This is a genomic window from Pseudomonas sp. ES4 (assembly GCF_050586665.1).
Classification (GTDB): Bacteria; Pseudomonadota; Gammaproteobacteria; order Pseudomonadales; family Pseudomonadaceae; genus Aquipseudomonas; species Aquipseudomonas frederiksbergensis.
Window position 1 is genome coordinate 125,059 of the sequence record NZ_JBOBDO010000013.1, and the last position, 20,647, is coordinate 145,705.

Here is a 20,647-nt window from a genome sequence, read left to right on the forward strand (position 1 = left end):
AATCAATGATGAATATGCCCGCAACTAAAGCCGCCACCGTCAAGGCGCCGGAACAACCGAAAACCGCGATCTCGGCCCTCTGGCGTCCGGCGCTGGTGCAAGCCTTCGTCAAGCTCGACCCTCGGCAACTGCAACGCGCGCCGGTGATGCTGGTGGTCGAACTGACCGCGATCCTGACCACCGTGCTGTGCTTCATTCCCGACAGCGCCGTGCCGACTTTTGTCGCTGCCCAAATCGCGTTGTGGCTGTGGTTCACCGTGCTGTTCGCCAACTTTGCCGAAGCACTGGCCGAAGGTCGCGGCAAGGCTCGCGCCGACAGCCTCAAGGCCGGCAGCGAGGGCCTGAGTGCCCGACGCAAAACCAGCAACGGCGCCTTTCAAGTCGTGCCGGCGACCAGTCTGCGCAAGGGCGATGTGGTCCGCGTTGAAGCGGGGGAAATGATCCCCGGTGACGGCGAGGTGATCGAAGGTATCGCCGCGGTCAACGAAGCGGCGATTACCGGTGAATCGGCGCCGGTGATTCGCGAGTCCGGCGGCGACCGTTCGGCCGTTACCGGCAACACTCGACTGGTGTCCGACTGGCTGTTGGTGCGCATCACCGCCAACCCGGGCGAGTCGACACTGGACCGCATGATCGCTCTGGTCGAAGGCGCCAAACGCCAGAAAACCCCGAACGAAGTGGCGCTCGACATCCTGCTGATCGGCCTGACCCTGATCTTCCTGCTGGTGGTCGTCACCCTGCAACCGTTCGCCCACTTTGCCAACGGCAGCCTGCCGCTGGTGTTCCTGGTGGCGTTATTGGTCACGTTGATTCCGACCACCATTGGCGGCCTGTTGTCGGCCATCGGGATCGCCGGGATGGACCGTCTGGTGCGCCTGAATGTGATCGCCAAATCCGGTCGTGCGGTTGAAGCGGCGGGGGACGTACACGTCCTGCTGCTGGACAAAACCGGCACCATTACCTTCGGTAACCGTCGTTGCACCGCGGTGTACGCCGCGCCGGGTGTCACTGCCAAGGAACTGGCCGAGGGCGCGTTGTTTGCCTCCTTGGCCGATGACACGGCTGAAGGCAAATCCATCGTCGAGTACCTGCGCGGTCTTCACCCGCAACCTGAGCCGGCTCCCGAGGTGCTGACTGCCGTGCCGTTCAGCGCTGAAACCCGCTTGTCTGGCGTTGACTATCAGGGCCGGGTCTATCGCAAAGGCGCGGTGGATTCGCTGCTGGCCTTCGTCGGCCTGAAACGCGCCGATCTGGCCGCACCGCTGTCCCGGGAAATCGACAAGATCGCTCAGAGCGGCGGCACCCCGTTGCTGGTTTGCGCCGACGGTAAATTGCTCGGTGTCATCCACCTCAAGGACGTGGTCAAGCCCGGCATTCGCGAGCGTTTCGCCGAACTGCGCAAACTGGGGATTCGCACCGTCATGGTGACCGGCGACAACCCGCTGACCGCTGCAGCGATTGCGGCCGAAGCGGGCGTCGATGATGTGCTGGCTGAAGCCACGCCGGAGAAAAAACTGGCGCGCATTCGCCACGAGCAGAACGACGGGCGCCTGGTCGCCATGTGCGGCGACGGCGCCAACGACGCCCCGGCCCTGGCCCAGGCGGACGTGGGCATGGCGATGAACGATGGCACGCAAGCGGCACGCGAGGCGGCGAACATGGTCGACCTCGACAGCGATCCGACCAAGCTGCTGGACGTGGTGCAGATCGGCAAGGAATTGCTGGTGACCCGCGGTGCGCTGACGACGTTTTCCATCGCCAACGACGTGGCCAAATACTTCGCGATCTTGCCGGCGCTGTTCGCCTCGATCTACCCGCAACTGGGCGTGCTGAACGTCATGCACCTGAACAGTCCGCAAAGCGCGATTCTCTCGGCGATTGTGTTCAACGCCTTGATCATCGTGGTGCTGATTCCATTGGCATTGCGCGGCGTGCGCGTGCAGGCGGCGAGTGCGGCGGCGTTGCTGCGACGCAATCTGTTGATCTATGGATTGGGCGGGATTGTGGTGCCGTTTGTGGGGATCAAGGCGATCGACATGCTGTTGACGGCGTTGCATCTGGTTTAGCGGTTGGTGCTTGAGGCTGGGGCTTTTGTGGCGAGGGAGCTTGCTCCCGCTGGGCTGCGAAGCGGCCCCCCCTCAGGCCAAAGTGTTTATTCAGGCACACTGCATTCACCGGGTTTACGACTGCTGCGCAGCCGAGCGGGAGCGAGCTCCCTCGCCACAGGTGATGTGTGTGCCTTCCTAGTCGAATCGAGGATTTTGAAATGTCCACAATGATCCGCCCGGCCCTGAGCCTGCTTGTCCTGATGACCCTGATCACCGGCGTCGCCTATCCACTGGTGGTCACCGGTGTCGCCCAGGTTGCATTCCCCGACCAAGCCAACGGCAGCCTGGTACACGACGCCGATGGCAAGGTCCGCGGCTCGTCGCTGATCGCGCAGGATTTCGTTGGCGATACCTGGTTCCATCCACGGCCATCGGCCGGTGCCTTTGCCACCGTGTCGAGCAGTGCCAGTAACCTTTCTCCGAGCAACCCGGCGTTGGCCACTCGGGTGATCGACGATGCCAACAAACTGCAGGTGCCGGGCCAGGGGCCGGTGCCATTGGCGATGGTCACCACCTCCGGCAGCGGTCTCGATCCACACTTGCCACCGGCCGCGATTGCCTATCAACTGGCGCGTGTTGCAGCGGCGCGCCATCTGCCAGTATCTACGCTTCAACAGTTGATGGATGCGCACATCGAGCAGCCATTGGTGGGGCCGCCGGTGGTGAATGTGCTGGCGCTGAACATCGCGCTGGAAAATTTGTAGTAGACGATCGTTCCCACGCTCTGCGTGGGAATGCTTCAACGGACGCTCCGCGTTCGGCTCTGAAAGGGACGCGGAGCGTCCCGGGCTGCATTCCCACGCGGAGCGTGGGAACGATCAATGAGAGAGAACTTCAAGCATGAGTGACTCCGGCCGCGCCGACGCGCTGTTAGCAGACCTGCCCCGCGACGGCCGTGGCCGGCTCAAGGTTTTTCTCGGCGCCGCGCCCGGTGTCGGCAAGACCTACGCCATGTTGCAAGCGGCCCACACCCAACTGCGTCAGGGCGTGAAAGTCATTGCCGGCGTGGTCGAAACCCACGGTCGCGCCGAGACCGAAGCGCTGCTCGGCGGCTTGCCGCAGCAGCCGTTGGTGCGCTCGGAATACCGTGGCGTGATGCTCGAAGAAATGGACCTCGACGGCTTGCTCGCCGCCAAACCGAAACTGGTGCTGGTGGACGAACTGGCGCACAGCAACGCCCCCGGCAGTCGCCACACCAAACGTTGGCAAGACATCCAGGAACTGCTCGCGGCAGGCATCGACGTGTACACCACGGTCAACGTCCAGCACCTGGAAAGTCTTAACGACAAAGTGCGCGGCATCACCGGTGTGCAGGTTCGCGAAACCCTGCCGGACTGGGTGCTGCAAGAAGCCTACGAACTGCTGCTGATTGACCTGCCACCGCGCGAACTGCTCGAGCGTTTGCGCGATGGCAAGGTCTACGTGCCGGAGCAGGCGAGGGCGGCCATCGACGCGTTCTTCACCCAGACCAACCTCACGGCCCTGCGCGAACTGGCGATGCAAACCGCTGCCGCTCAGGTCGATGATGATTTGACTCAGGGCTATCGCCAGCTCGGCCAAGCGGCGCCCGCGGTGCGCGGTCGCCTGTTGGTCGGCGTCGATGGCGATGCACAGGCCGAGCGTCTGGTGCGTCATGCCTGTCGCGTCGCCCAGCGTCGGCATTTGCCGTGGAGCCTGGTGCATGTGGACAACGGCAGCGTGCGTGACGAGCAGTCACGGCTGCGTCTGCAAAGTGCCCAGCAATTGGCTGAACGCCTCGGCGGTGAGGTGGTGCTGCTGCGTGCCGGTGAAGTGGCGAAAACCCTGATCCAGCACGCCGCCGAACGCCGCGCGAGCCTGGTGTTGGTCGGTCAGTCCCGGCAGCGTTTGCGTCGCCGGTTGTTCGGCGGCGGCCTGGCGTCACGGCTGCTGCGCGATGCGCGCGGGCTGGAAATCAACGTCCTCGACAGCGATCACGAACAGCATCAGCCGCGTCAGCGTTCGGCGCAGTCACTGGTGTGGTTCGACTACGCGCTGGCGCTGGTGGCGACGGTGCTCGCCACCGCATTGGCCTGGGCGGTGGCGAGTGTCTTGCCGCTGCCCAATATCTCGCTGGTGTTCCTCGCCGCGGTGTTGCTGGTGGCGGTGCGCAGCAGTCTGGGCCCGGCGCTGGCCTGTGCGGCGCTGTCGTTTCTGACCTATGACTTTCTGTTCATCCCGCCGAATTTCTCCTTCAGCATCCAGCGCGAAGAAGACGTGCTGACCTTGCTGTTCTTCCTGCTGATGGCGGCGCTCACCGGTAACCTCGCGGCCCGCCAACGGCGGCAATTGCAGGCGCTGCGCGACACTCAGGAAGAGACCACCGAACTGCTCGACCTGTCGCGCAAACTCACCGCTGCCACCGACCGCCAGGCAGTGGTCAGCGCAGCGGCCCAGCACCTCGATGGCTGGAGTGATCTGCAACTGTGCCTGCTCAATCGAGACGGCCAGGGCGGCTGGAAAGTCGAAACCGGTGGCCCGCTGGAGTTTTCCGAAGCCGAGCGCGCTGCCGCCGATTGGGCCTGGCAACACGATCAACCGGCCGGCGCGGGCACCGGCACGCTGCCGTTCGGGCGTTGGTGGTGGTGGCCGTTGTCGGTGGAAGACGGGCCGCTGGCACTGCTCGGTGTGTGTGCCAAAGAGGGCCAGACCTTGAGCGGCCAGCGTCGGCGTTTGTTGACCGCGCTCAGCCAGCCACTGGCCCAGGCACTGGCCCGTGCGCAATTGGCCGAAGACCTGGAAGCCGCCCGGCTGCACGGCGAAACCGAGCAACTGCGCAGTGCCTTGCTGGCCTCGGTGTCCCATGATTTGCGCACGCCGCTGACCTCCATGCGCGGCAGCATCGACAGCCTGTTGGCCCTCGGTGAGGCGATCCCGCTGGAGGATCGCCGCGAACTGCTTGAAGGCACTCGCGATGAAGCCGAGCGCCTCGATCGCTACATCCAGAACCTGCTGGACATGACCCGCCTCGGCCACGGCGCCCTGAAACTGGCGCGGGACTGGGTGTCGCCGGCCGACATCGTCGGCAGTTCGCTCAATCGTCTGCGTGCCGTGCTGGCGCCGTTGCAGGTGACCACCGAAGTGCCGCCGCAGTTGCCGCTGCTGTACGTCCACGCTGCGCTGATCGAACAGGCACTGGTCAACGTGCTGGAAAACGCCGCGCGGTTTTCACCGCCTCACGGTCGCCTGCAATTGCGCGCCGGGGCCGACGACAGTGAGCTGTTTTTTTCGGTGAGCGATGAAGGGCCGGGGATTCCTCCGGAGGATCGGGAGAAGATTTTCGACATGTTCTACACCGCCGCGCGCGGTGATCGTGGCGGGCAGGGGACCGGGCTGGGGCTGGCGATCTGTCAGGGCATGGTCGGTGCCCATGGTGGGCGGATCAGCGTCGCCGATGGCATCGAAGGGCGGGGCACCTGCATCACTTTGCACCTGCCGTTGCAGGCTCAGCCGACCTTTGAAAATTAAGAACCGAAAGTGAAGCCTGATCGCGCTTGCGTTACTCTCTTGCCACTTCTTTGTGTTGATGTGAATTCATGAGCCAGACCGCGACCATTTTGGTCATCGACGACGAACCGCAGATCCGTAAATTCCTGCGCATCAGCCTTGTTTCCCAAGGCTACAAAGTGCTGGAAGCCGGCACCGGCACCGAAGGCCTGGCCCAGGCGGCGCTGAATAAACCGGACTTGCTGGTGCTCGACCTCGGTTTGCCGGACATGGACGGCCAACAGGTGCTGCGCGAGTTTCGCGAGTGGTCGACGGTGCCGGTGTTGGTGCTCTCGGTGCGCGCCAGTGAAGGGCAGAAAGTCGAAGCGCTCGACAACGGCGCCAACGACTACGTGACCAAGCCGTTTGGCATTCAGGAGTTCCTGGCCCGGGTTCGTGCGTTGTTGCGTCAGGCTCCGGCGGGAGAAGCGCAGCAAGCGGCGCTGGCGTTCGGCCCGTTGACCGTGGATCTGGCGTATCGCCGGGTGTTGCTCGACGGCACCGAAGTCGCGCTGACCCGCAAGGAATACGCAGTACTGGCGCAACTGGCACGGCATCCGGGGCGAGTTATCACCCAACAGCAATTGCTCAAGGATATCTGGGGGCCGACCCATACCGAAGACAGTCACTACCTGCGGATTGTGGTCGGGCACCTGCGCCAGAAACTGGCGGATGACCCGACTCAGCCGCGATTCATCGTCACCGAGGCTGGGGTCGGGTATCGGTTGTTGAGTGAAGACAGTCTTTAGTTTTTATGTTGGATTATCCGGCCCCATCGCGATCAATTCCGGTGTCTTGTAAAACTCGAAAAACCGGCCTTACCTGATCGTTCCCACGCTCTGCGTGGGAATGCCGCCATGGACGCTCTGCGTCCGCTTTGGAAGTCGTGACGCAGAGCGTCACAGGATGCATTCCCACGCAGAGCGTGGGAACGATCATCGGATCGCGCGAACGACTCAGATTTTGTAGGAGCAAGGCTTGCCCGCGATGAGGCCAGATGCTTCACCCGAGAACCTCAGGAATCCCGCTCATTCTCATACCGATCCAACGTATCCCGCGCAATCTCCCGCCCCAGCGCGATCAATTCCGGCGCCTCGTGAAACTCGAAAAACCGGCTTTACCTGATCGTTCCCACGCTCTGCGTGGGAATGCCGCCATGGACGCTCTGCGTCCGCTTTGGAAGTCGTGACGCGGAGCGTCACAGGATGCATTCCCACGCAGAGCGTGGGAACGATCATCGGATCGCGCGATCGATTCAGATTCTGTAGGAGCAAGGCTTGCCCGCGATGAGGCCAGATGTTTCACCCGAGAACCTCAGGAATCCCGCTCATTCTCATACCGGTCCAGCGTATCCCGCGCAATCTCCCGCCCCAGCGCGATTAGTTCCGGCGCCTTGTAAAACTCGAAAAACCGACACACTCGCTTTGGCACGTTGATCAAAATGTCCGGCGGATAACCGGCGATCTTGTACTGCGCCAATGAGGTCTGCATCACCTCGAAACTCTGGTTGATCAGGTCCAGCAAAGACGCCGGGCCGACGTTGTCGATGATGAACGAACCGGTAGCGGACTTCGGTGCGCCGTCGCGTTCGGGGGCGGCGGCGGGTTGCTGGGCTTCGGGTTCGGCGGACTCGATCCACGGGTTGATATCGGCTGCTTCAGCCATCAACGCTTCCTTTTCCAGCAGCAGCAATTGTTCCGCCTGTTTGCGGCGGAAAGGCAATTTTGAACCGAGCGAGTTGATCAGGCTGTCGAAACGGGTCTTGAATGCCGCCGGACGCTGGATCACCGGCAGTTGATAGTGGCGCTGGTTGGTGGAGTTGAGGTTGACCGCGATGATCAGGTCGCAATGACTCGACACCACCGGCACGATCGGTAAAGGGTTGAGGATGCCGCCATCCACCAGCATGCGGTTGCCCTGCATCACCGGGGTGAACAGGCTGGGAATCGCCGCCGAGGCGCGCATGGCCTGGTGCAGGCAGCCCTCCTGAAACCAGATTTCCTGCTGGTTGGTCAGGTCGGTGGCCACCGCCGTGTAGGGGATGCGCAAGTCTTCGATATTGATCTCGCCGACGATCTTGCGGATCTGCCCGAAAACCTTCTCCCCGCGAATCGCACCCAGACGAAAACTGACGTCCACCAGGCGCAAGACGTCGAGGTAATCCAGGCTTTCGATCCAGTTGCGGTAATCGTCGAGTTTGCCGGCGGCATAGATCCCGCCGACCACTGCGCCCATGGAACATCCAGCGATACAGGCAATGTCGTAGCCACGCCGTTCGATTTCTTCAATGACCCCGATATGGGCGTAGCCCCGGGCTCCACCTGAGCCCAGCACCAGCGCGACACGCTTTTTCATGAATCGCCCTCGTCTGACAAGGTTCAACAATGCACCTATCGAGGCCCGCGCTTCAATCGCTAAGGTCGTTCGGCGAGGCGAGGGCGTCGTTTTTTCGACACTCTTTGGCGGCAGATGGGTATTCTCGCGAGCGCTAGAGTTTCCGAGGCGGGGCCAAGGCACTTTTCACCTGCCAGACCGTCTTAACTGCACGATTGTTTACCTATCTTTGAGGTGTGAAAAATGAAAGTCTGGATCTGTGTGCCGTTGATTGCCCTGGCACTCGCCGGTTGTGCCGGTAAAACCGCTTACCGTGACAGCTGCGGTAGCCAGCTCGACGCCGCCTGGCATGAACTGGACCTGGCCAAAGTCGAGGGCTTTGCCGGGACCGTCAGCTACTCCAAGGCGCTGTCGTTGTTGACCGGTGCCAAGACCCAGCAGCAATTCGAAGCTTATGAGGGCTGTACCAAGAAGGCCGAGAAAGCACGTTTTTACATTCGTGAGTCGCGCGCGGGACGCTGAAAACCGCTCTAAGCTCTAAGCTGCTTGCGATAAGTCAGTCGCCCCGGATTTCGGCTGGCGGCTGGCAGCTGTTTACGGAGTAACTCCCATGATTAACCGGTTGGTGGCTCATGTCCTGGGCCTGGAAGTCCGTTTGCTGGCCTGTCAGGCACGCTTGAGTGCGCGCACCGACCCTGAAGCGCTGCATGATCTGCGCACCACGGTTCGCCGTTTGCGCAGTCTGCTGCGACCATTGCGTGGTTTGCCCGGGGTCGAACAGCTGGAATCGGCGGCGTCCCGGGTCGGTGACCTGACCACGCCATTACGTGATCGCGAAGTGCTGGCGGCCTACCTGCTCGAGCATGATCAACCCGAGGCTGCCCATCGGCGTATGGCGCAAATGGCCGAGGCTTATCCAGCGGTCGCGACGAGTCCTGAAGTGGCGCAAGTGCTGATGATCCTCGATGCCTTTCCGCGTTTTTTGCGGGCCGCCCAACGTCAGGGCCTGGTCAAGGGCTTGCGTCGGCGCATCGAAAAACGCTTGGCCAAGCAGTGGAAAAAACTCGACGAAGCCCTGCACGATCCGGCACATGATCGCCACCGTTTGCGCCTGCTGATCAAGCGCGTGCGATATGGCATCGACGCCTATCCCGAACTGGATCGACTGCCGAAAGCGGCGATGGCGCGCTTGAAATCCGCACAAGGTGCCTTGGGCGATTGGCACGATTGCTTGCAATGGCTGGCCATGGCCGAACAGGAAACCGATTTGCAGCCCTGCGTCGCAGGCTGGAAAACTGCGATGGCCAAGGCCGAAGACCGCGCCGATCGTGTCCTCGACAAACTCAGCGCTGCCTGTTTCAAATCCTGATACCACCACAAACCGCTTATGTAGCAGCTGCCGAACGCAGCCTTCGGCAGCTGCTACAGAGATGGCGGTGTTATCCGGCCTATCTGTCAGTCTCTTTGGCCGGAATAAGCGCTGTGCCATCCTCGCCGGCTGGTTAAGATCCCTTCATCCTTTTCCCATACCGAGGTTTTCATGCGCTTTTCCGATCTGCTTGACGCTGTCCGCAGCCAGCCGCTGGAGCTGTCTATCCCGGCCAAATGGGCTCAGGGGCGCGCCAGTTTCGGTGGCCTGGTGGCCGCCTTGCAGTACGAAGCCATGCGCGCGAAGGTCCCGGCGGATCGTCCGGTGCGCTCGCTGTCGATCACCTTTGTCGGCCCGGTCGAGCCTGAGGTGCCGGTCAGCTTTGAAGTCGATGTGTTGCGCGAAGGGAAGGCTGTCAGCCAGGTGCTGGGTCGGGCGATGCAGAACGGCCAAGTGGTGACGTTGGTCCAGGGCAGCTTCGGCGCCTCGCGACTGTCGGAAGTGGCGGTGATCGCCGAACCGGCACCCGAGATGAAGCACTGGGACGATTGTCAGGAACTGCCGTTCATCAAAGGGGTACTCCCCGAGTTCATGCAGCATCTGGCGATGCGCTGGAGTGTCGGCGGTCTGCCGTTCACGGGCAACAAATCCCGCGAGATGGGCGGCTGGGTACGCTTGCGCGGGGACGTGAAGGAAGAAGCGGTCAGCGAAGCGCATATATTGGCGCTGGTTGACGCCTGGCCACCGGCCCTGATGCCGCACCTGAGTAAACCGGCGATGGGCAGCACGCAGACCTGGACCATCGAATTCGTTCAGCCGTTGCTTGAACTGAGCACGCTGGACTGGTGCAAATACCTGGTTGAAACCGAACATGCCGCTGACGGCTACGGTCATGCGGCCGCGAAATTGTGGAACGCGGACGGTCAGTTGATTGCCATGAGCCGGCAGACGGTGACGATTTTCGCCTGATCAGTGACGACGGTGGCGCTCACGCCAGGCGCGCCACCAACCGCCGCTCAGGAAGAACCGCGGGAAGGTCAGAAATTGCTCGACCAGCAAGCGCGACACGGCATCCTTGCGATCACTGAACGGCTCGGAGGCTTGCGCCTCCAGGCGGTGGCCGTGGCGTTGCAGGCCGAGGGCAGCGAGTAGTCCGATAATGCCAATCGCGACATTGGTAAAACTCAGACTGAACACGCCCGAGACAATCAGCAGAAACGCCACGATGAACAGCGGCACGGCAATCAGGTGCAGCACCAGATTGGTCGGGTGCTGGTGATTGTTCGGGTACGCGCGCCATTGCCAGGCGGGAAGGTTGGGATGACGTTTGCCCATGATGCTAATCCTTGGTTCGTTGAGGCTCTTGAACAAAGAATAGGCCGGGGCAAACCAGTCGGCGAATCAAGGCTGGCTATTGACGTGATAGGTGTCATGTTCGGAATTGATGTTGAACGGGCTGACGCCTTCGCGAGCAAACCCGCTCCCACAGTAAATCTCTTTTGTACCAAAAATTAATGGCCACTGAAGATCACCTGTGGGAGCGAGCCTGCTCGCGATGGGGCCCTTACAGTTTCAGCTGCCCGATAGCCTTGCTCAGTTCCCCGGCCAACGCCGCCAGCTCATTGCTGGTCGTCGCCGAATCCACGGTCTGCTGCACGGTGTTCTCGGTCACATCCCGAATGCTCACCACTGCGCGATTCATTTCTTCGGCCACATGGCTCTGCTGTTCGGCTGCCACCGCGATCTGCGTATTACTTTCGCGCATCTGCGCGACAGCGCTGGTGATCTCCGCCAACGCTGCTCCAGCCTCCTGAGCCTGTTGCACGCAATCGTCGGCCTTGAACGAGCTTTCCTGCATGAAATCCACCGCGTCCCGAGTCCCGGCCTGCAACGCCGAAACCATGATCGTGATCTCGTCAGTGGAGGTCTGGACACGTTTGGCCAGGTTGCGCACTTCATCGGCGACCACCGCAAACCCGCGCCCCATTTCGCCGGCACGGGCCGCTTCAATCGCGGCGTTCAGCGCCAGCAGATTGGTCTGTTCGGCAATGCTGTGAATCACACTGACCACGCCGTTGATCTTCTGACTGTCCTCAGCCAGACGCTGGATCATCTCGGCAGTCTGTTGCACTCCGCTGGACAGGCCGGCAATCGACTTCTGCACCCGACTGACCACTTCCTGCCCGCTACCGGCCAGGGTGTCAGCGGTTTGCGAGAGGTCGCGGGTGGCGCCGGCGTGCTGGGCAATGTGATAGACCGTGGCGGTCATTTCGTTGATCGCCGTGGCGGCCTGATCGGTTTCGCTTTGCTGGCCGAGCATGCCGTGACGCACCTCGTTCATGCTCGACGCCAGCCGCGCCGCGCCGACATCCAGTTGTCGGGCGGTGCTGGCGACGGTGTTGACCACCCGCTGGTATCCGGCCTGCATGGCGTTGAAGGCATTGGCCATCTGCCCGACTTCGTCAGTGCAGGCCAGCGGCACGCGGGCGGACAGGTCGCCGGTTTTCTCGACGTGGAGCATCACGTCCTTCAGCGTATTGAGTTGGCTGAGCAGGAAGCGGATCAACAATTGCGAAGCGCCGAGCATCGCCAGCATCAGGACCGCCACCGCCACGGCGTAGTTGGGAAAACGCTCGCCAAATACCTGGGCCAGGCTCGGGCCTTGGGCAATCACCGCAACCTGGTTACCCTCCGTGCGCGTGAACACTTCAGCGCCCATCAACGGGTTGTCGCCGAACAGCGGCATGGCATTGATGGCGACCCAGCCGTTGGTATCGGCCAGTTCCAGTACCGGTTGCCCGTTCAGCGACGGTGTCTGCCCGCGACTGAACGTCAGCACGTTATCGGCCTTGGGGAGCGGCTGCCCGGCGGGCCAGGCGTTGAGCAGTCGCGCCTGGGCTTGTGCCGATGCCTGAGAAGCATGACTGCGGGCCTGTTGTTCGAGCTGTACGGCGTACAACACCAACAGCAAGGTCGTGACGAAGGCGACGGCGTTGACCGCCCAGAATTTGTATTTCAGCGAGATATTGCTAAGCCAGGCACCCATGGAGGTCTTCTCTGATAGCGGAAACAGTTTTGGCAAGGTGCCAGTATTGTGCCGCTACTGAGGGGGCTGGATCTTGATGTGGGTCAACAACCCCGGCCCTGCTCGCGCACAGGAATTGCGGGGCGTAATGCGCTATCCTTCGCGCCTTCAAAATTCCCTCGCTACAGGATTCCGCCCCATGAAAGCCGCACTCGTCGAACTCATCAGCAAAATAAGCTCCGGCTGCATGAGCGATGACGAAATCCTCAAAGTCGCTGACGAAGCGGCCCAGGCCTACGCCGATCCCGAGGCTTTTCTGACGGCCAATCCGGATATCAACTACGACGAAACCTTCCCGATTCCGCTGGGCGAGTGGGTCGTCGTCGGCAGTCTTCCAGAGACCGTGCTGTTCCAGGCCGACACCTATGTGGACCTGTTCGCGCAGATCGTTTCCTCGTTCGGCCCCGGGGTCGATTTCAATATCAAGCCCAAGCAACTGGCCAAGACCGAAGCCCTGACCGCGCTCAATCGCATTCAGGTGCAGATGGGCAGCATGAACAAGGAAAACGGCGGTTACACACTGATGAACTTCAGTCAGTTGCTCGACGACGAACTGCAAGTGGTGCTGGTCTACGGCAATGATGTGCCGCGCGTACTGGAGTTGTGCGCCCAAGTCGGCATCGCTGCCGCACCCTCGCTCGAAGCCCTGAAAATCGCCGTTCACGTTTAAAACACGGAACCCTCGCAAGGCCCGGCTATCCTAAGAGTGCAAACCACTCTTAGGGAGCGACACCATGGGTTCCACGTTCAACGGTCTGATTGGCCTGATAATTCTTGCCCTGGATATCTGGGCAATCATCAACGTGCTCAAAAGTGGTGCCGACACAGGGATGAAAATCATCTGGGTGCTGCTGATCCTGCTGCTGCCAGTGCTGGGCCTGATCATCTGGGCCATCGCCGGGCCACGAGGCAACGTCCGGATCTGACGGCGTCTTCAGGCGCCAAGCCAGAAAGGGCTCTCTCAGGTTGTGTGAAAACACACCGCGGAGAGTCCTTTTTTCATGCTTCACTTATAGAAGGTCCGGTTGAACGATTGGCCGGGGAAGGATGTCGAGATACATGTAAGCCCATCCATGGGTTTTATCGAGGAGGCACTGATGCAAAAGTGGAAAGTCACTTTCGTTGATGATCACGGTGAACAAGTTGACGAGGTGTTCGAGAGCGATGAATGCCCGAACAACGAACAAGCCGCGAAGCTCATTCGCGCCCGCTGTCTGCCTGTGGCTGCCGAACTGGACCTCAACGATCTGGAAGGGCGCGCCGATGATCCGACTGTCAAAAGTCTGAAAACCCAGAACAGCATTGAAATCCTCAGCATCACGCCAATCTGAACATCTCCTGTCACATTTCTAACCAGGCCTTGGCAGTGGCTCTATCTTGAGGCTACTCTGCAACCGAGATCAGCGAACGGATCGCTAAGGTCTGGTCTTGTCAGCTACATGCTTGCTTCCCACCGGCAACGTTGTTGCCGCATCGCTCGCCCCATTCGGTTGCGAGTGCCGGGATTACGGAAAGTCTATCCATCAGTCTGAGGGGGACGTTTCATGAGCACAGCCTATCAAGAAGACATCAGCACCAGCGTGTTGCGCCGCATGAAAGAAGGCGGCTTCGACTTTTCAAGATTCCATCCCATCGAGTTCTACGCCATTTTTCCGGACGAGGAGCGGGCGCGCAGGGCGGCAGGGCATTACTGTGGTGAATCCTTGAATGCACAAATCAGCGTGCGCGATGACGGCGCGTGGTACCTGGAACTGAGCAAAGTGATGTACGCCACTTATGACGGCATCGGCGATTTCGAGCAGGATTTCGAGGCGGTGGTCGAGCCTTTGGGCGGCATCATCGAAGGATGGGGCGTCAAGCAGGAGGTACGAGGGCGACTCGCATAACTTATGAACAGTGACAACACTCAGCAACGGCTGACCTTCGGGTTGGCCGTTTTCGTTTTCGCGGTTTGAAAGACAAAAGATCGTGTTTTTGATTCATAACGTTTCAACGACGCAAAAAAAAGCCGCCTAAACAGGCGGCCAAAGGGAAGTTCGTCAAGTTTTCCAGCGAATGCGCGGATTATCCGCATCGCCTCCCGGGCAGTGAAATCAACTCTGGCTATGCTGGTGATAGGCAACAACATTGCTTCGCAATGAAGCGGGGGCGATCAGGTGGGGGCATTTACCGCACAGGATTGGTGCGGTGCGTGCAATGCGATTATTCAACTGATTGATATCAAAGCGTTTATGCCGATGGCACGGGCCTTGCGAAGGCCTGCATGTCCGGGTGACAAGGAGTACGGCATGATCCGCACCTATTTTGATGAGATGTACGATGCCGGCGGCCAGGTCCGCCCGCATTATCGGGAGTTTGCCCGTTGGCTGGCCGAAACGCCTGACGAGCTTTTGGCACAACGGCGACGCGAGGCCGATCTGTTGTTTCATCGCGCCGGGATTACATTCACGCTCTATGGTGATGAGCAAGGGACAGAGCGCCTGATTCCCTTCGACACCATTCCCCGCAGCATCCCCGCCAGTGAGTGGCGAGTCGTCGAGCGCGGCTGCATTCAGCGGGTCAAGGCGTTGAACATGTTCCTCGCCGACCTCTATCACGAGCAGCGCATCATCAAGGCTGGCATCATTCCGGCCGAGCAAGTGCTGGCCAACGAGCAATATCAGTTGGCGATGCAAGGGCTGGATTTGCACCGCGATATCTATTCCCACATCTCCGGTGTCGACCTGGTGCGCGATGGTGACGGCACGTACTACGTGCTCGAAGACAATCTTCGTACACCGAGCGGCGTGAGCTACATGCTCGAAGACCGCAAGATGATGATGCGATTGTTCCCCGAACTGTTCGCGGCCCAGCGCATCGCACCGATCGACCACTATCCCAACCTGTTGCTCGATACCTTGAAAAGCTCCAGCCCGATCGACAACCCGAGCGTGGTGGTGCTGACGCCGGGTCGTTTCAACAGCGCGTTCTTTGAACATGCGTTTCTGGCCCGGGAAATGGGCGTTGAGCTGGTGGAAGGCGCGGACCTGTTCGTGCGCGATGACAAGGTGTTCATGCGCACCACGGACGGGCCGAAAGCCGTCGATGTGATCTACCGTCGCCTCGACGATGCATTCCTCGATCCGCTGGCGTTCAACCCGGACTCGATGCTCGGCGTTCCAGGGCTGTTGTCGTCGTACCGTTCCGGCAATGTCGTGCTGGCAAATGCCATCGGCACCGGGGTCGCGGACGACAAGTCGGTGTATCCCTTCGTCACGGACATGATCCGTTTCTACCTGGATGAAGAGCCGATTCTGAAGAATGTGCCGACGTGGCAGTGTCGTAATCCCTCCGAACTGTCCCACGTACTGGCCAATCTTCCGGAACTGGTGGTCAAGGAAACCCAGGGCTCCGGCGGTTACGGAATGCTGGTGGGGCCGGCGGCGACGGCGGCGGAAATCGAGTCTTTCCGCGAGCGGATCAAAGCCAAGCCCCACGCGTACATCGCGCAACCGACGTTGTCTTTATCGACCTGTCCGACCTTTGTCGAAAACGGCATCGCTCCACGCCACATCGACCTGCGTCCGTTTGTATTGTCTGGCCGCGAAACCCGGGTTGTGCCCGGCGGTTTGACTCGTGTTGCCCTGCGCGAAGGCTCCCTGGTGGTGAATTCATCCCAGGGCGGCGGAACCAAGGACACCTGGGTGGTCGAGGATTGAAGGAAGCCTGCCATGTTAAGTAGAACTGCCTCGGATTTGTATTGGATGTCGCGTTACCTGGAGCGAGCGGAAAACCTCGCACGGATGCTCGACATCAGTTATTCGCTGTCGCTGATGCCGCAAGATGGCCGTGGTGACGGCCTGCACGAACTCGCCATGCCGTTGTTGATCACCGGCACCCTGGACGATTACCTGGAGCGCCACGGCGATCTGCATGCTGAACGGCTGCTGCATTTCTTCGCTTTGGACGCGGCCAACCCGGCGAGCATCTACAGCTGCCTCGGCGCTGCGCGGGCCAGTGCCCATGCGGTGCGTGGGCGAATCACCGCCGACATGTGGGAAAACATCAACGCCACCTGGCTGGAAATTCGCGGGATTGCCGATCAAGGCTTGAGTCGCTACGGCATGAGCCGTTTCTGCGAGTGGATCAAGGAACGTTCCCACCTGTTCCGCGGCGCGTCCTACGGCACGATCATGCGTAACGATGCGTTCCGCTTTATTCGCCTGGGGACGTTTATCGAAAGGGCCGACAACACGTTGCGCCTGCTCGATGCCCGTTACGAAATGGCTGGCGATCAGGCCGAGGCGGTCAGTGATGGCACCGCTCACGCCTATTACCAGTGGAGCGCTTTGCTGCGGGCGTTGTCCTCGTTCGAGGCCTACACCGAGATCTACCGCGACGCACCCGGCGCCCGGCATGTGGCCGAACTGTTGCTGCTGCGCGCCGACGTGCCGCGTTCATTGCGCGCCTGTACCGAAGAAATCGACCAGATCCTCGCCCAATTGCCGGGGGCCAACGGCCGTCCCGCGCAACGTCTGGCGGCGGAAATGGACGCACGCCTGCGCTACACCGGTATCACCGAAATTCTCGACGAAGGCCTGCACGCCTGGCTGACCGAGTTCATCCCGCTGGTGCGCCAGTTGGGTAACGCCATACACAGTTCCTACCTGGAGGCTGCATGAGACTTTCCATTAGCCACGAGACCACCTATCACTATGAAGATCAGGTGCGGGCGAGCATCCAGTACCTGCGACTGACCCCCCACGACAGCGAGCGCCAGCACGTGCTCAGTTGGCAGCTCGACTTGCCGCGCCCGGTGCGCGCGCAACTCGATCCGTTCGGCAACATCCTGCACGTGCTGACCATGGACGAGCCCCACGAGGCGATCATCATCGGCGCCCGGGGCCAGGTGGACATCGACGAATTGCGCGAGGCGGAGCATGAAAGCCAGTCGGCGCTGCCGTTCCTGCGTTTCACGCGCCTGACCGAAGCCGACGAAGCCCTGCGTGCGTTCGCCGAGAAGGCGTGCAAGCAACGCCGGGATCGCACGGCGCTGATCGACTTGATGCATGGCCTCAACCAGCACATGACCTACACGCCGGGCTCCACCGAAGTGGATACCAGTGCCGCCCAGGCCTTCGCCGGGCGTTCCGGCGTCTGCCAGGACCACACCCACGCGTTTCTCGCCTGCGCTCGCAGCCTGGGCATTCCTTCGCGTTATGTGTCGGGCTATTTGTACAGCGAGAATAGCGAACACCTGGCCAGTCACGCCTGGGCGGAAGCCTGGCTCGATGACGCCTGGTACAGCTTCGACGTGACCAATGAACTGGCGCGGCCCGAGCGTCATCTGAAACTGGCGGTGGGCCTGGATTACCTGGATGCCTGCCCGGTGCGTGGCATGCGGCGTGGCGGTGGGTGCGAGCAGATGCATGCGAAGGTGTTCGTGTCACCGACGCCGATGCCGGTTATCTCCGTCCAACAGCAGTAACCTACCACCGATCGTTCCCACGCTCTGCGTGGGAATGCCTCCACGGACGCTCCGCGTTCGGCTTTGAATGTGACGCAGAGCGTCACGGGCTGCATTCCCACGCGGAGCGTGGGAACGATCACTGAGCAGGCTCGCTCCCACAGGGGGGGAGTGTCAGGGCTTCGTCTTGCGCCCAGCCATGTGCTTCAAATACCCCACCAACCTCTCCAGATCCTCGTCCGGCAACACCGACGCCGAGAACCCGGGCATCTTCGCCTGAGGCCACTGGCGCAAGCTCTGCGGATCACGAATGTAGCGCTTGAGGAAATCCGCGCCGAAGTACTCGGTCGGGTTAAACGGAATGTTCAGGTCAGGCCCAAACTGCGCATCCCCAGCGCCGTTCAATCGGTGACACGCCAGGCAATTCTTCTGAAACAGCGCAAAGCCCTTGTTCACCGGATCGTCAGCCTTCAACGCCGGATCGGGCCGCAGGGCAGGGAAGCGCTCGGCCACCGGCGCCATGCGCTTGATGCTCGTGACTTGAAAGGGCCATTGTTCGGGGCTGATGTCGCCCGCCTGCGGATCGGTCCAGACCAGATAGAACGGCCCGGCGCCGGGTTTGGCTTCCGACAGCGGTGGCCACGGCTTGGCGGGATCTTCAATCGCCAACCAGGCGCGCGCACCCTGGGAATTGAGCAACGGTGCGGCTGACAGTTCTGCGGCAAAACCATCCAGGGCTACCGCCTGTAAATGGTCTTCAGGCTTGATGCCCGTCAACAACGCAGCCACCGGAACAGCGCGATAGCTCATGTCCCGTTTGTAGGAAACGTCGTTGTTGATGGTGATGGTCTGAGCCTGAGGATGCTTGAGCAACTCCTCGGTTTGCCAGGTGCGACTGCTCGCGCCCAGCTCCAGGTTCAGCTGTGCGGCAGACAGGGGCGTGCTGAGCAGCAAGGCCCCGAACACAATGAGCGTTTTCAAATGATCGCCGTCCATGTCGTGGAAGTGCCGCAAAGGTTGGCACACTCACGCTGACCCGGGTAGCGAGCCAGTCACATTTTTAGAGGGCAATACAAAAACCTGGCGCCGTATTTTTTATTGACCGACTAACCGATCACCTTGGTCAGGTTCGGCAAAATCAACAACAACGTAGTGGCGAAAAGAATGAGCCCGGCTTGACGTACTTTTGATTGTTTGAACATGGCTTGACCGCCTTTATTGTTATTTCCTGATGCCTGCCTGCATTTCTCCATGACGGCAGAGCGTTGCACTTCCTGTTTGACGAGCGCCTCGGCAAAACCCGACGACAACTTCGTACAAGTTCACCTTAGAGGCCGCGTCACGCTTGCTTTAGATCCATTTCGTATGGGCTTGGCATAAATTGTTCTTAAAAAGGCATGAGGCCTATTGCCAGCTTCTTGGGCGCCCGTTTGCTAGACAGCTTGCTGTCCTGAATCGGTTAATCCGCTGATTGCCTACCGTCCGTCTGAGCGTGACCGTCAACGTCTGTGAGCACTGCGGTCATTGAATCCCGGGCTGCTCGGCCTAAGGTGGAGACTCTGAATTTACTCCCCTGCCCAGGTTCGAGAACGTCATGACCCAAGCTTTTATTTTCGACGCGTTACGCACGCCCCGCGGCAAAGGCAAGGCCAATGGCGCCTTGCACAGCGTCAAACCGGTGAACCTGGTAGCCGGGCTGCTCACCGCGCTGCAACGGCGCACGTCTCTCGATACCAGTCAGGTCGACGATGTGGTGCTTGGTTGCGTGACGCCCGTCGGCGATCAAGGCTCCGACATTGCCAAAGCCGCGACCCAGGTGGCGGATTGGGACGTCAGCGTGGCGGGTTTGCAGATCAACCGCTTCTGCGCCTCGGGGTTGGAGGCGGTGAACCTCGGCGCAATGAAAGTGCGTTCCGGCTTCGAAGACCTGGTGGTGGTCGGCGGCGTCGAGTCCATGTCCCGCGTGCCGATGGGCAGCGATGGTGGCGCTTGGGCACACGACCCGGAAACCAGTTTTCACAGCCATTTCGCCCCTCAAGGCGTGGGCGCTGACCTGATCGCCACGCTGGAAGGCTTCAGCCGTCAGGACGTCGATGCCTATGCGCTGCACTCTCAGCAAAAGGCTGCGCGGGCGAGGGCCGACGGTTCGTTCAACAAATCGTTGGTGCCGGTGCAGGATCAGAACGGCATCATCCTGCTCGATCACGATGAATTCATCCGCGCCGGATCGACCCTGGAAGGCTTGGGCCAGCTCAAGCCTAGCTTCGAGATGATCGGGCAAATGGGCTTCGATGCCACGGCACTTCGGGTCTACAGCCATGTTGAGCGGATCGACCACGTGCACACGGCGGGTAACAGTTCCGGGATCGTCGATGGCGCCGCGCTGATGCTGATCGGCTCCGAGGCCAAGGGCCGCGCGCTGGATTTGCAGCCGCGGGCGCGAATCGTCGCCACCGCCGTCACCAGCACCGACCCGACCATCATGCTCACCGGCCCCGCGCCGGCCACCCGCAAGGCTCTGGCCAAGGCCGGGTTGCGGGTTGAAGACATCGACCTGTTCGAGGTCAACGAAGCGTTTGCCTCGGTAGTGCTGAAATTCATCAAGGACATGGCAATCGATCCGGACAAGGTCAACGTCAACGGCGGCTCCATCGCCATGGGCCACCCGCTGGGTGCCACCGGCTGCGCGATCCTCGGCACGCTGCTCGATGAACTGGAAACCCGGCGCCTGCGCTATGGCCTCGCGACGCTGTGTGTCGGCGGCGGCATGGGCATCGCCACCATCATCGAACGCCTCTGAG

19 protein-coding genes and 1 pseudogene are annotated in these 20,647 nt (G+C 61.0%); 15 read left to right on the forward strand and 5 right to left on the reverse strand.

Going from position 1 to position 20,647, the window contains the following annotated elements; genetic code table 11:
* Positions 1-8: 8 nt before the first annotated feature.
* The 4 genes from kdpB (at position 9) to ACQ4OB_RS16285 (ending at position 6,361) form a co-directional block, all read left to right on the forward strand.
* Positions 9-2,066, forward strand: a complete 2,058-nt coding sequence (gene kdpB, locus ACQ4OB_RS16270) for a potassium-transporting ATPase subunit KdpB (RefSeq protein WP_074874831.1) — start codon at positions 9-11, stop codon at positions 2,064-2,066.
* 200 nt (positions 2,067-2,266) lie between these two features.
* Entirely contained in the window at positions 2,267-2,812 is a 546-nt protein-coding gene (kdpC, locus tag ACQ4OB_RS16275) for a potassium-transporting ATPase subunit KdpC (protein ID WP_074874833.1), read from the forward strand.
* Positions 2,813-2,948: 136 nt separating this feature from the next.
* Positions 2,949-5,594, forward strand: coding sequence for a DUF4118 domain-containing protein (locus ACQ4OB_RS16280; protein WP_430956046.1), 2,646 nt, complete (start codon positions 2,949-2,951; stop codon positions 5,592-5,594).
* A 68-nt stretch (positions 5,595-5,662) separates the two neighbouring features.
* Positions 5,663-6,361, forward strand: coding sequence for a response regulator (locus ACQ4OB_RS16285; RefSeq protein ID WP_074874837.1), 699 nt, complete (start codon positions 5,663-5,665; stop codon positions 6,359-6,361).
* A gap of 266 nt (positions 6,362-6,627) precedes the next feature.
* On the opposite strand, the pseudogene ACQ4OB_RS16290 reads toward ACQ4OB_RS16285, so the two are convergent.
* Positions 6,628-6,726, reverse strand: a pseudogene (locus ACQ4OB_RS16290) (hypothetical protein); the annotation flags it as partial.
* A gap of 200 nt (positions 6,727-6,926) precedes the next feature.
* On the reverse strand, positions 6,927-7,967 hold the full coding sequence (locus ACQ4OB_RS16295) for a patatin-like phospholipase family protein (protein ID WP_074874839.1): 1,041 nt from the start codon (positions 7,965-7,967) through the stop codon (positions 6,927-6,929).
* 222 nt (positions 7,968-8,189) lie between these two features.
* On the opposite strand from ACQ4OB_RS16295, the gene ACQ4OB_RS16300 reads away from it, so the two are divergent.
* The 3 genes from ACQ4OB_RS16300 (at position 8,190) to ACQ4OB_RS16310 (ending at position 10,284) form a co-directional block, all read left to right on the forward strand.
* Positions 8,190-8,468 (forward strand): hypothetical protein, encoded by a 279-nt coding sequence (locus ACQ4OB_RS16300; protein ID WP_052964059.1) that lies wholly within the window; start codon positions 8,190-8,192, stop codon positions 8,466-8,468.
* An 88-nt stretch (positions 8,469-8,556) separates the two neighbouring features.
* Positions 8,557-9,315, forward strand: coding sequence for a CHAD domain-containing protein (locus ACQ4OB_RS16305; RefSeq protein WP_430956047.1), 759 nt, complete (start codon positions 8,557-8,559; stop codon positions 9,313-9,315).
* Positions 9,316-9,486: 171 nt separating this feature from the next.
* On the forward strand, positions 9,487-10,284 hold the full coding sequence (locus tag ACQ4OB_RS16310) for an acyl-CoA thioesterase (protein ID WP_074874843.1): 798 nt from the start codon (positions 9,487-9,489) through the stop codon (positions 10,282-10,284).
* Here ACQ4OB_RS16310 and ACQ4OB_RS16315 read toward each other — a convergent pair whose 3' ends face one another.
* Together ACQ4OB_RS16315 and ACQ4OB_RS16320 are read right to left on the reverse strand one after the other, a co-directional pair.
* Positions 10,285-10,650 carry an Mpo1-like protein gene (locus ACQ4OB_RS16315; protein WP_074874845.1) on the reverse strand — a complete coding sequence of 122 codons (366 nt, stop codon included), beginning with the start codon at positions 10,648-10,650 and terminating at the stop codon, positions 10,285-10,287.
* Between the two features lie 229 nt (positions 10,651-10,879).
* Positions 10,880-12,361 (reverse strand): methyl-accepting chemotaxis protein, encoded by a 1,482-nt coding sequence (locus ACQ4OB_RS16320; protein WP_430956048.1) that lies wholly within the window; start codon positions 12,359-12,361, stop codon positions 10,880-10,882.
* Between the two features lie 178 nt (positions 12,362-12,539).
* Here ACQ4OB_RS16320 and ACQ4OB_RS16325 point away from each other — a divergent pair, with 178 nt between their 5' ends.
* The 7 genes from ACQ4OB_RS16325 (at position 12,540) to ACQ4OB_RS16355 (ending at position 17,867) form a co-directional block, all read left to right on the forward strand.
* Positions 12,540-13,070 carry a hypothetical protein gene (locus tag ACQ4OB_RS16325; protein WP_430956049.1) on the forward strand — a complete coding sequence of 177 codons (531 nt, stop codon included), beginning with the start codon at positions 12,540-12,542 and terminating at the stop codon, positions 13,068-13,070.
* Positions 13,071-13,134: 64 nt separating this feature from the next.
* Positions 13,135-13,326 (forward strand): PLDc N-terminal domain-containing protein, encoded by a 192-nt coding sequence (locus ACQ4OB_RS16330; protein ID WP_008148797.1) that lies wholly within the window; start codon positions 13,135-13,137, stop codon positions 13,324-13,326.
* 171 nt (positions 13,327-13,497) lie between these two features.
* Positions 13,498-13,731, forward strand: a complete 234-nt coding sequence (locus ACQ4OB_RS16335; protein ID WP_008148802.1) for a hypothetical protein — start codon at positions 13,498-13,500, stop codon at positions 13,729-13,731.
* Between the two features lie 213 nt (positions 13,732-13,944).
* Positions 13,945-14,286 carry a ribonuclease E inhibitor RraB gene (locus tag ACQ4OB_RS16340; protein ID WP_008148805.1) on the forward strand — a complete coding sequence of 114 codons (342 nt, stop codon included), beginning with the start codon at positions 13,945-13,947 and terminating at the stop codon, positions 14,284-14,286.
* A gap of 402 nt (positions 14,287-14,688) precedes the next feature.
* Positions 14,689-16,098, forward strand: a complete 1,410-nt coding sequence (locus tag ACQ4OB_RS16345; protein ID WP_007902187.1) for a circularly permuted type 2 ATP-grasp protein — start codon at positions 14,689-14,691, stop codon at positions 16,096-16,098.
* Between the two features lie 12 nt (positions 16,099-16,110).
* On the forward strand, positions 16,111-17,061 hold the full coding sequence (locus ACQ4OB_RS16350; RefSeq protein ID WP_033055742.1) for an alpha-E domain-containing protein: 951 nt from the start codon (positions 16,111-16,113) through the stop codon (positions 17,059-17,061).
* Positions 17,058-17,867, forward strand: a complete 810-nt coding sequence (locus ACQ4OB_RS16355) for a transglutaminase family protein (protein WP_430956050.1) — start codon at positions 17,058-17,060, stop codon at positions 17,865-17,867. Before ACQ4OB_RS16350 ends, ACQ4OB_RS16355 begins: the two co-directional genes overlap by 4 nt.
* A gap of 153 nt (positions 17,868-18,020) precedes the next feature.
* On the opposite strand, the gene ACQ4OB_RS16360 is transcribed toward ACQ4OB_RS16355, so the two are convergent.
* Positions 18,021-18,842 (reverse strand): c-type cytochrome, encoded by an 822-nt coding sequence (locus ACQ4OB_RS16360; RefSeq protein ID WP_076030300.1) that lies wholly within the window; start codon positions 18,840-18,842, stop codon positions 18,021-18,023.
* A gap of 598 nt (positions 18,843-19,440) precedes the next feature.
* Between ACQ4OB_RS16360 and ACQ4OB_RS16365 the strand changes: the two genes are divergently transcribed.
* Positions 19,441-20,646 carry an acetyl-CoA C-acetyltransferase gene (locus tag ACQ4OB_RS16365; protein WP_102614615.1) on the forward strand — a complete coding sequence of 402 codons (1,206 nt, stop codon included), beginning with the start codon at positions 19,441-19,443 and terminating at the stop codon, positions 20,644-20,646.
* Position 20,647 lies beyond the last annotated feature (1 nt).

What these genes read in the sequence shown, in the direction of transcription:
- ACQ4OB_RS16340 (WP_008148805.1), top strand. Translation starts at nt 13,945, where the DNA reads ATGAGCACAGCCTATCAAGAAGACATCAGCACCAGCGTGTTGCGCCGC.
- ACQ4OB_RS16295 (WP_074874839.1), bottom strand. Translation starts at nt 7,967, where the DNA reads ATGAAAAAGCGTGTCGCGCTGGTGCTGGGCTCAGGTGGAGCCCGGGGC.
- ACQ4OB_RS16360 (WP_076030300.1), bottom strand. Translation starts at nt 18,842, where the DNA reads ATGGACGGCGATCATTTGAAAACGCTCATTGTGTTCGGGGCCTTGCTG.
- ACQ4OB_RS16280 (WP_430956046.1), top strand. Translation starts at nt 2,949, where the DNA reads ATGAGTGACTCCGGCCGCGCCGACGCGCTGTTAGCAGACCTGCCCCGC.
- ACQ4OB_RS16365 (WP_102614615.1), top strand. Translation starts at nt 19,441, where the DNA reads ATGACCCAAGCTTTTATTTTCGACGCGTTACGCACGCCCCGCGGCAAA.
- ACQ4OB_RS16320 (WP_430956048.1), bottom strand. Translation starts at nt 12,361, where the DNA reads ATGGGTGCCTGGCTTAGCAATATCTCGCTGAAATACAAATTCTGGGCG.
- ACQ4OB_RS16305 (WP_430956047.1), top strand. Translation starts at nt 8,557, where the DNA reads ATGATTAACCGGTTGGTGGCTCATGTCCTGGGCCTGGAAGTCCGTTTG.
- ACQ4OB_RS16355 (WP_430956050.1), top strand. Translation starts at nt 17,058, where the DNA reads ATGAGACTTTCCATTAGCCACGAGACCACCTATCACTATGAAGATCAG.
- ACQ4OB_RS16285 (WP_074874837.1), top strand. Translation starts at nt 5,663, where the DNA reads ATGAGCCAGACCGCGACCATTTTGGTCATCGACGACGAACCGCAGATC.
- ACQ4OB_RS16345 (WP_007902187.1), top strand. Translation starts at nt 14,689, where the DNA reads ATGATCCGCACCTATTTTGATGAGATGTACGATGCCGGCGGCCAGGTC.
- ACQ4OB_RS16325 (WP_430956049.1), top strand. Translation starts at nt 12,540, where the DNA reads ATGAAAGCCGCACTCGTCGAACTCATCAGCAAAATAAGCTCCGGCTGC.
- ACQ4OB_RS16335 (WP_008148802.1), top strand. Translation starts at nt 13,498, where the DNA reads ATGCAAAAGTGGAAAGTCACTTTCGTTGATGATCACGGTGAACAAGTT.
- ACQ4OB_RS16350 (WP_033055742.1), top strand. Translation starts at nt 16,111, where the DNA reads ATGTTAAGTAGAACTGCCTCGGATTTGTATTGGATGTCGCGTTACCTG.
- kdpB (WP_074874831.1), top strand. Translation starts at nt 9, where the DNA reads ATGAATATGCCCGCAACTAAAGCCGCCACCGTCAAGGCGCCGGAACAA.
- ACQ4OB_RS16315 (WP_074874845.1), bottom strand. Translation starts at nt 10,650, where the DNA reads ATGGGCAAACGTCATCCCAACCTTCCCGCCTGGCAATGGCGCGCGTAC.
- ACQ4OB_RS16330 (WP_008148797.1), top strand. Translation starts at nt 13,135, where the DNA reads ATGGGTTCCACGTTCAACGGTCTGATTGGCCTGATAATTCTTGCCCTG.
- kdpC (WP_074874833.1), top strand. Translation starts at nt 2,267, where the DNA reads ATGTCCACAATGATCCGCCCGGCCCTGAGCCTGCTTGTCCTGATGACC.
- ACQ4OB_RS16310 (WP_074874843.1), top strand. Translation starts at nt 9,487, where the DNA reads ATGCGCTTTTCCGATCTGCTTGACGCTGTCCGCAGCCAGCCGCTGGAG.
- ACQ4OB_RS16300 (WP_052964059.1), top strand. Translation starts at nt 8,190, where the DNA reads ATGAAAGTCTGGATCTGTGTGCCGTTGATTGCCCTGGCACTCGCCGGT.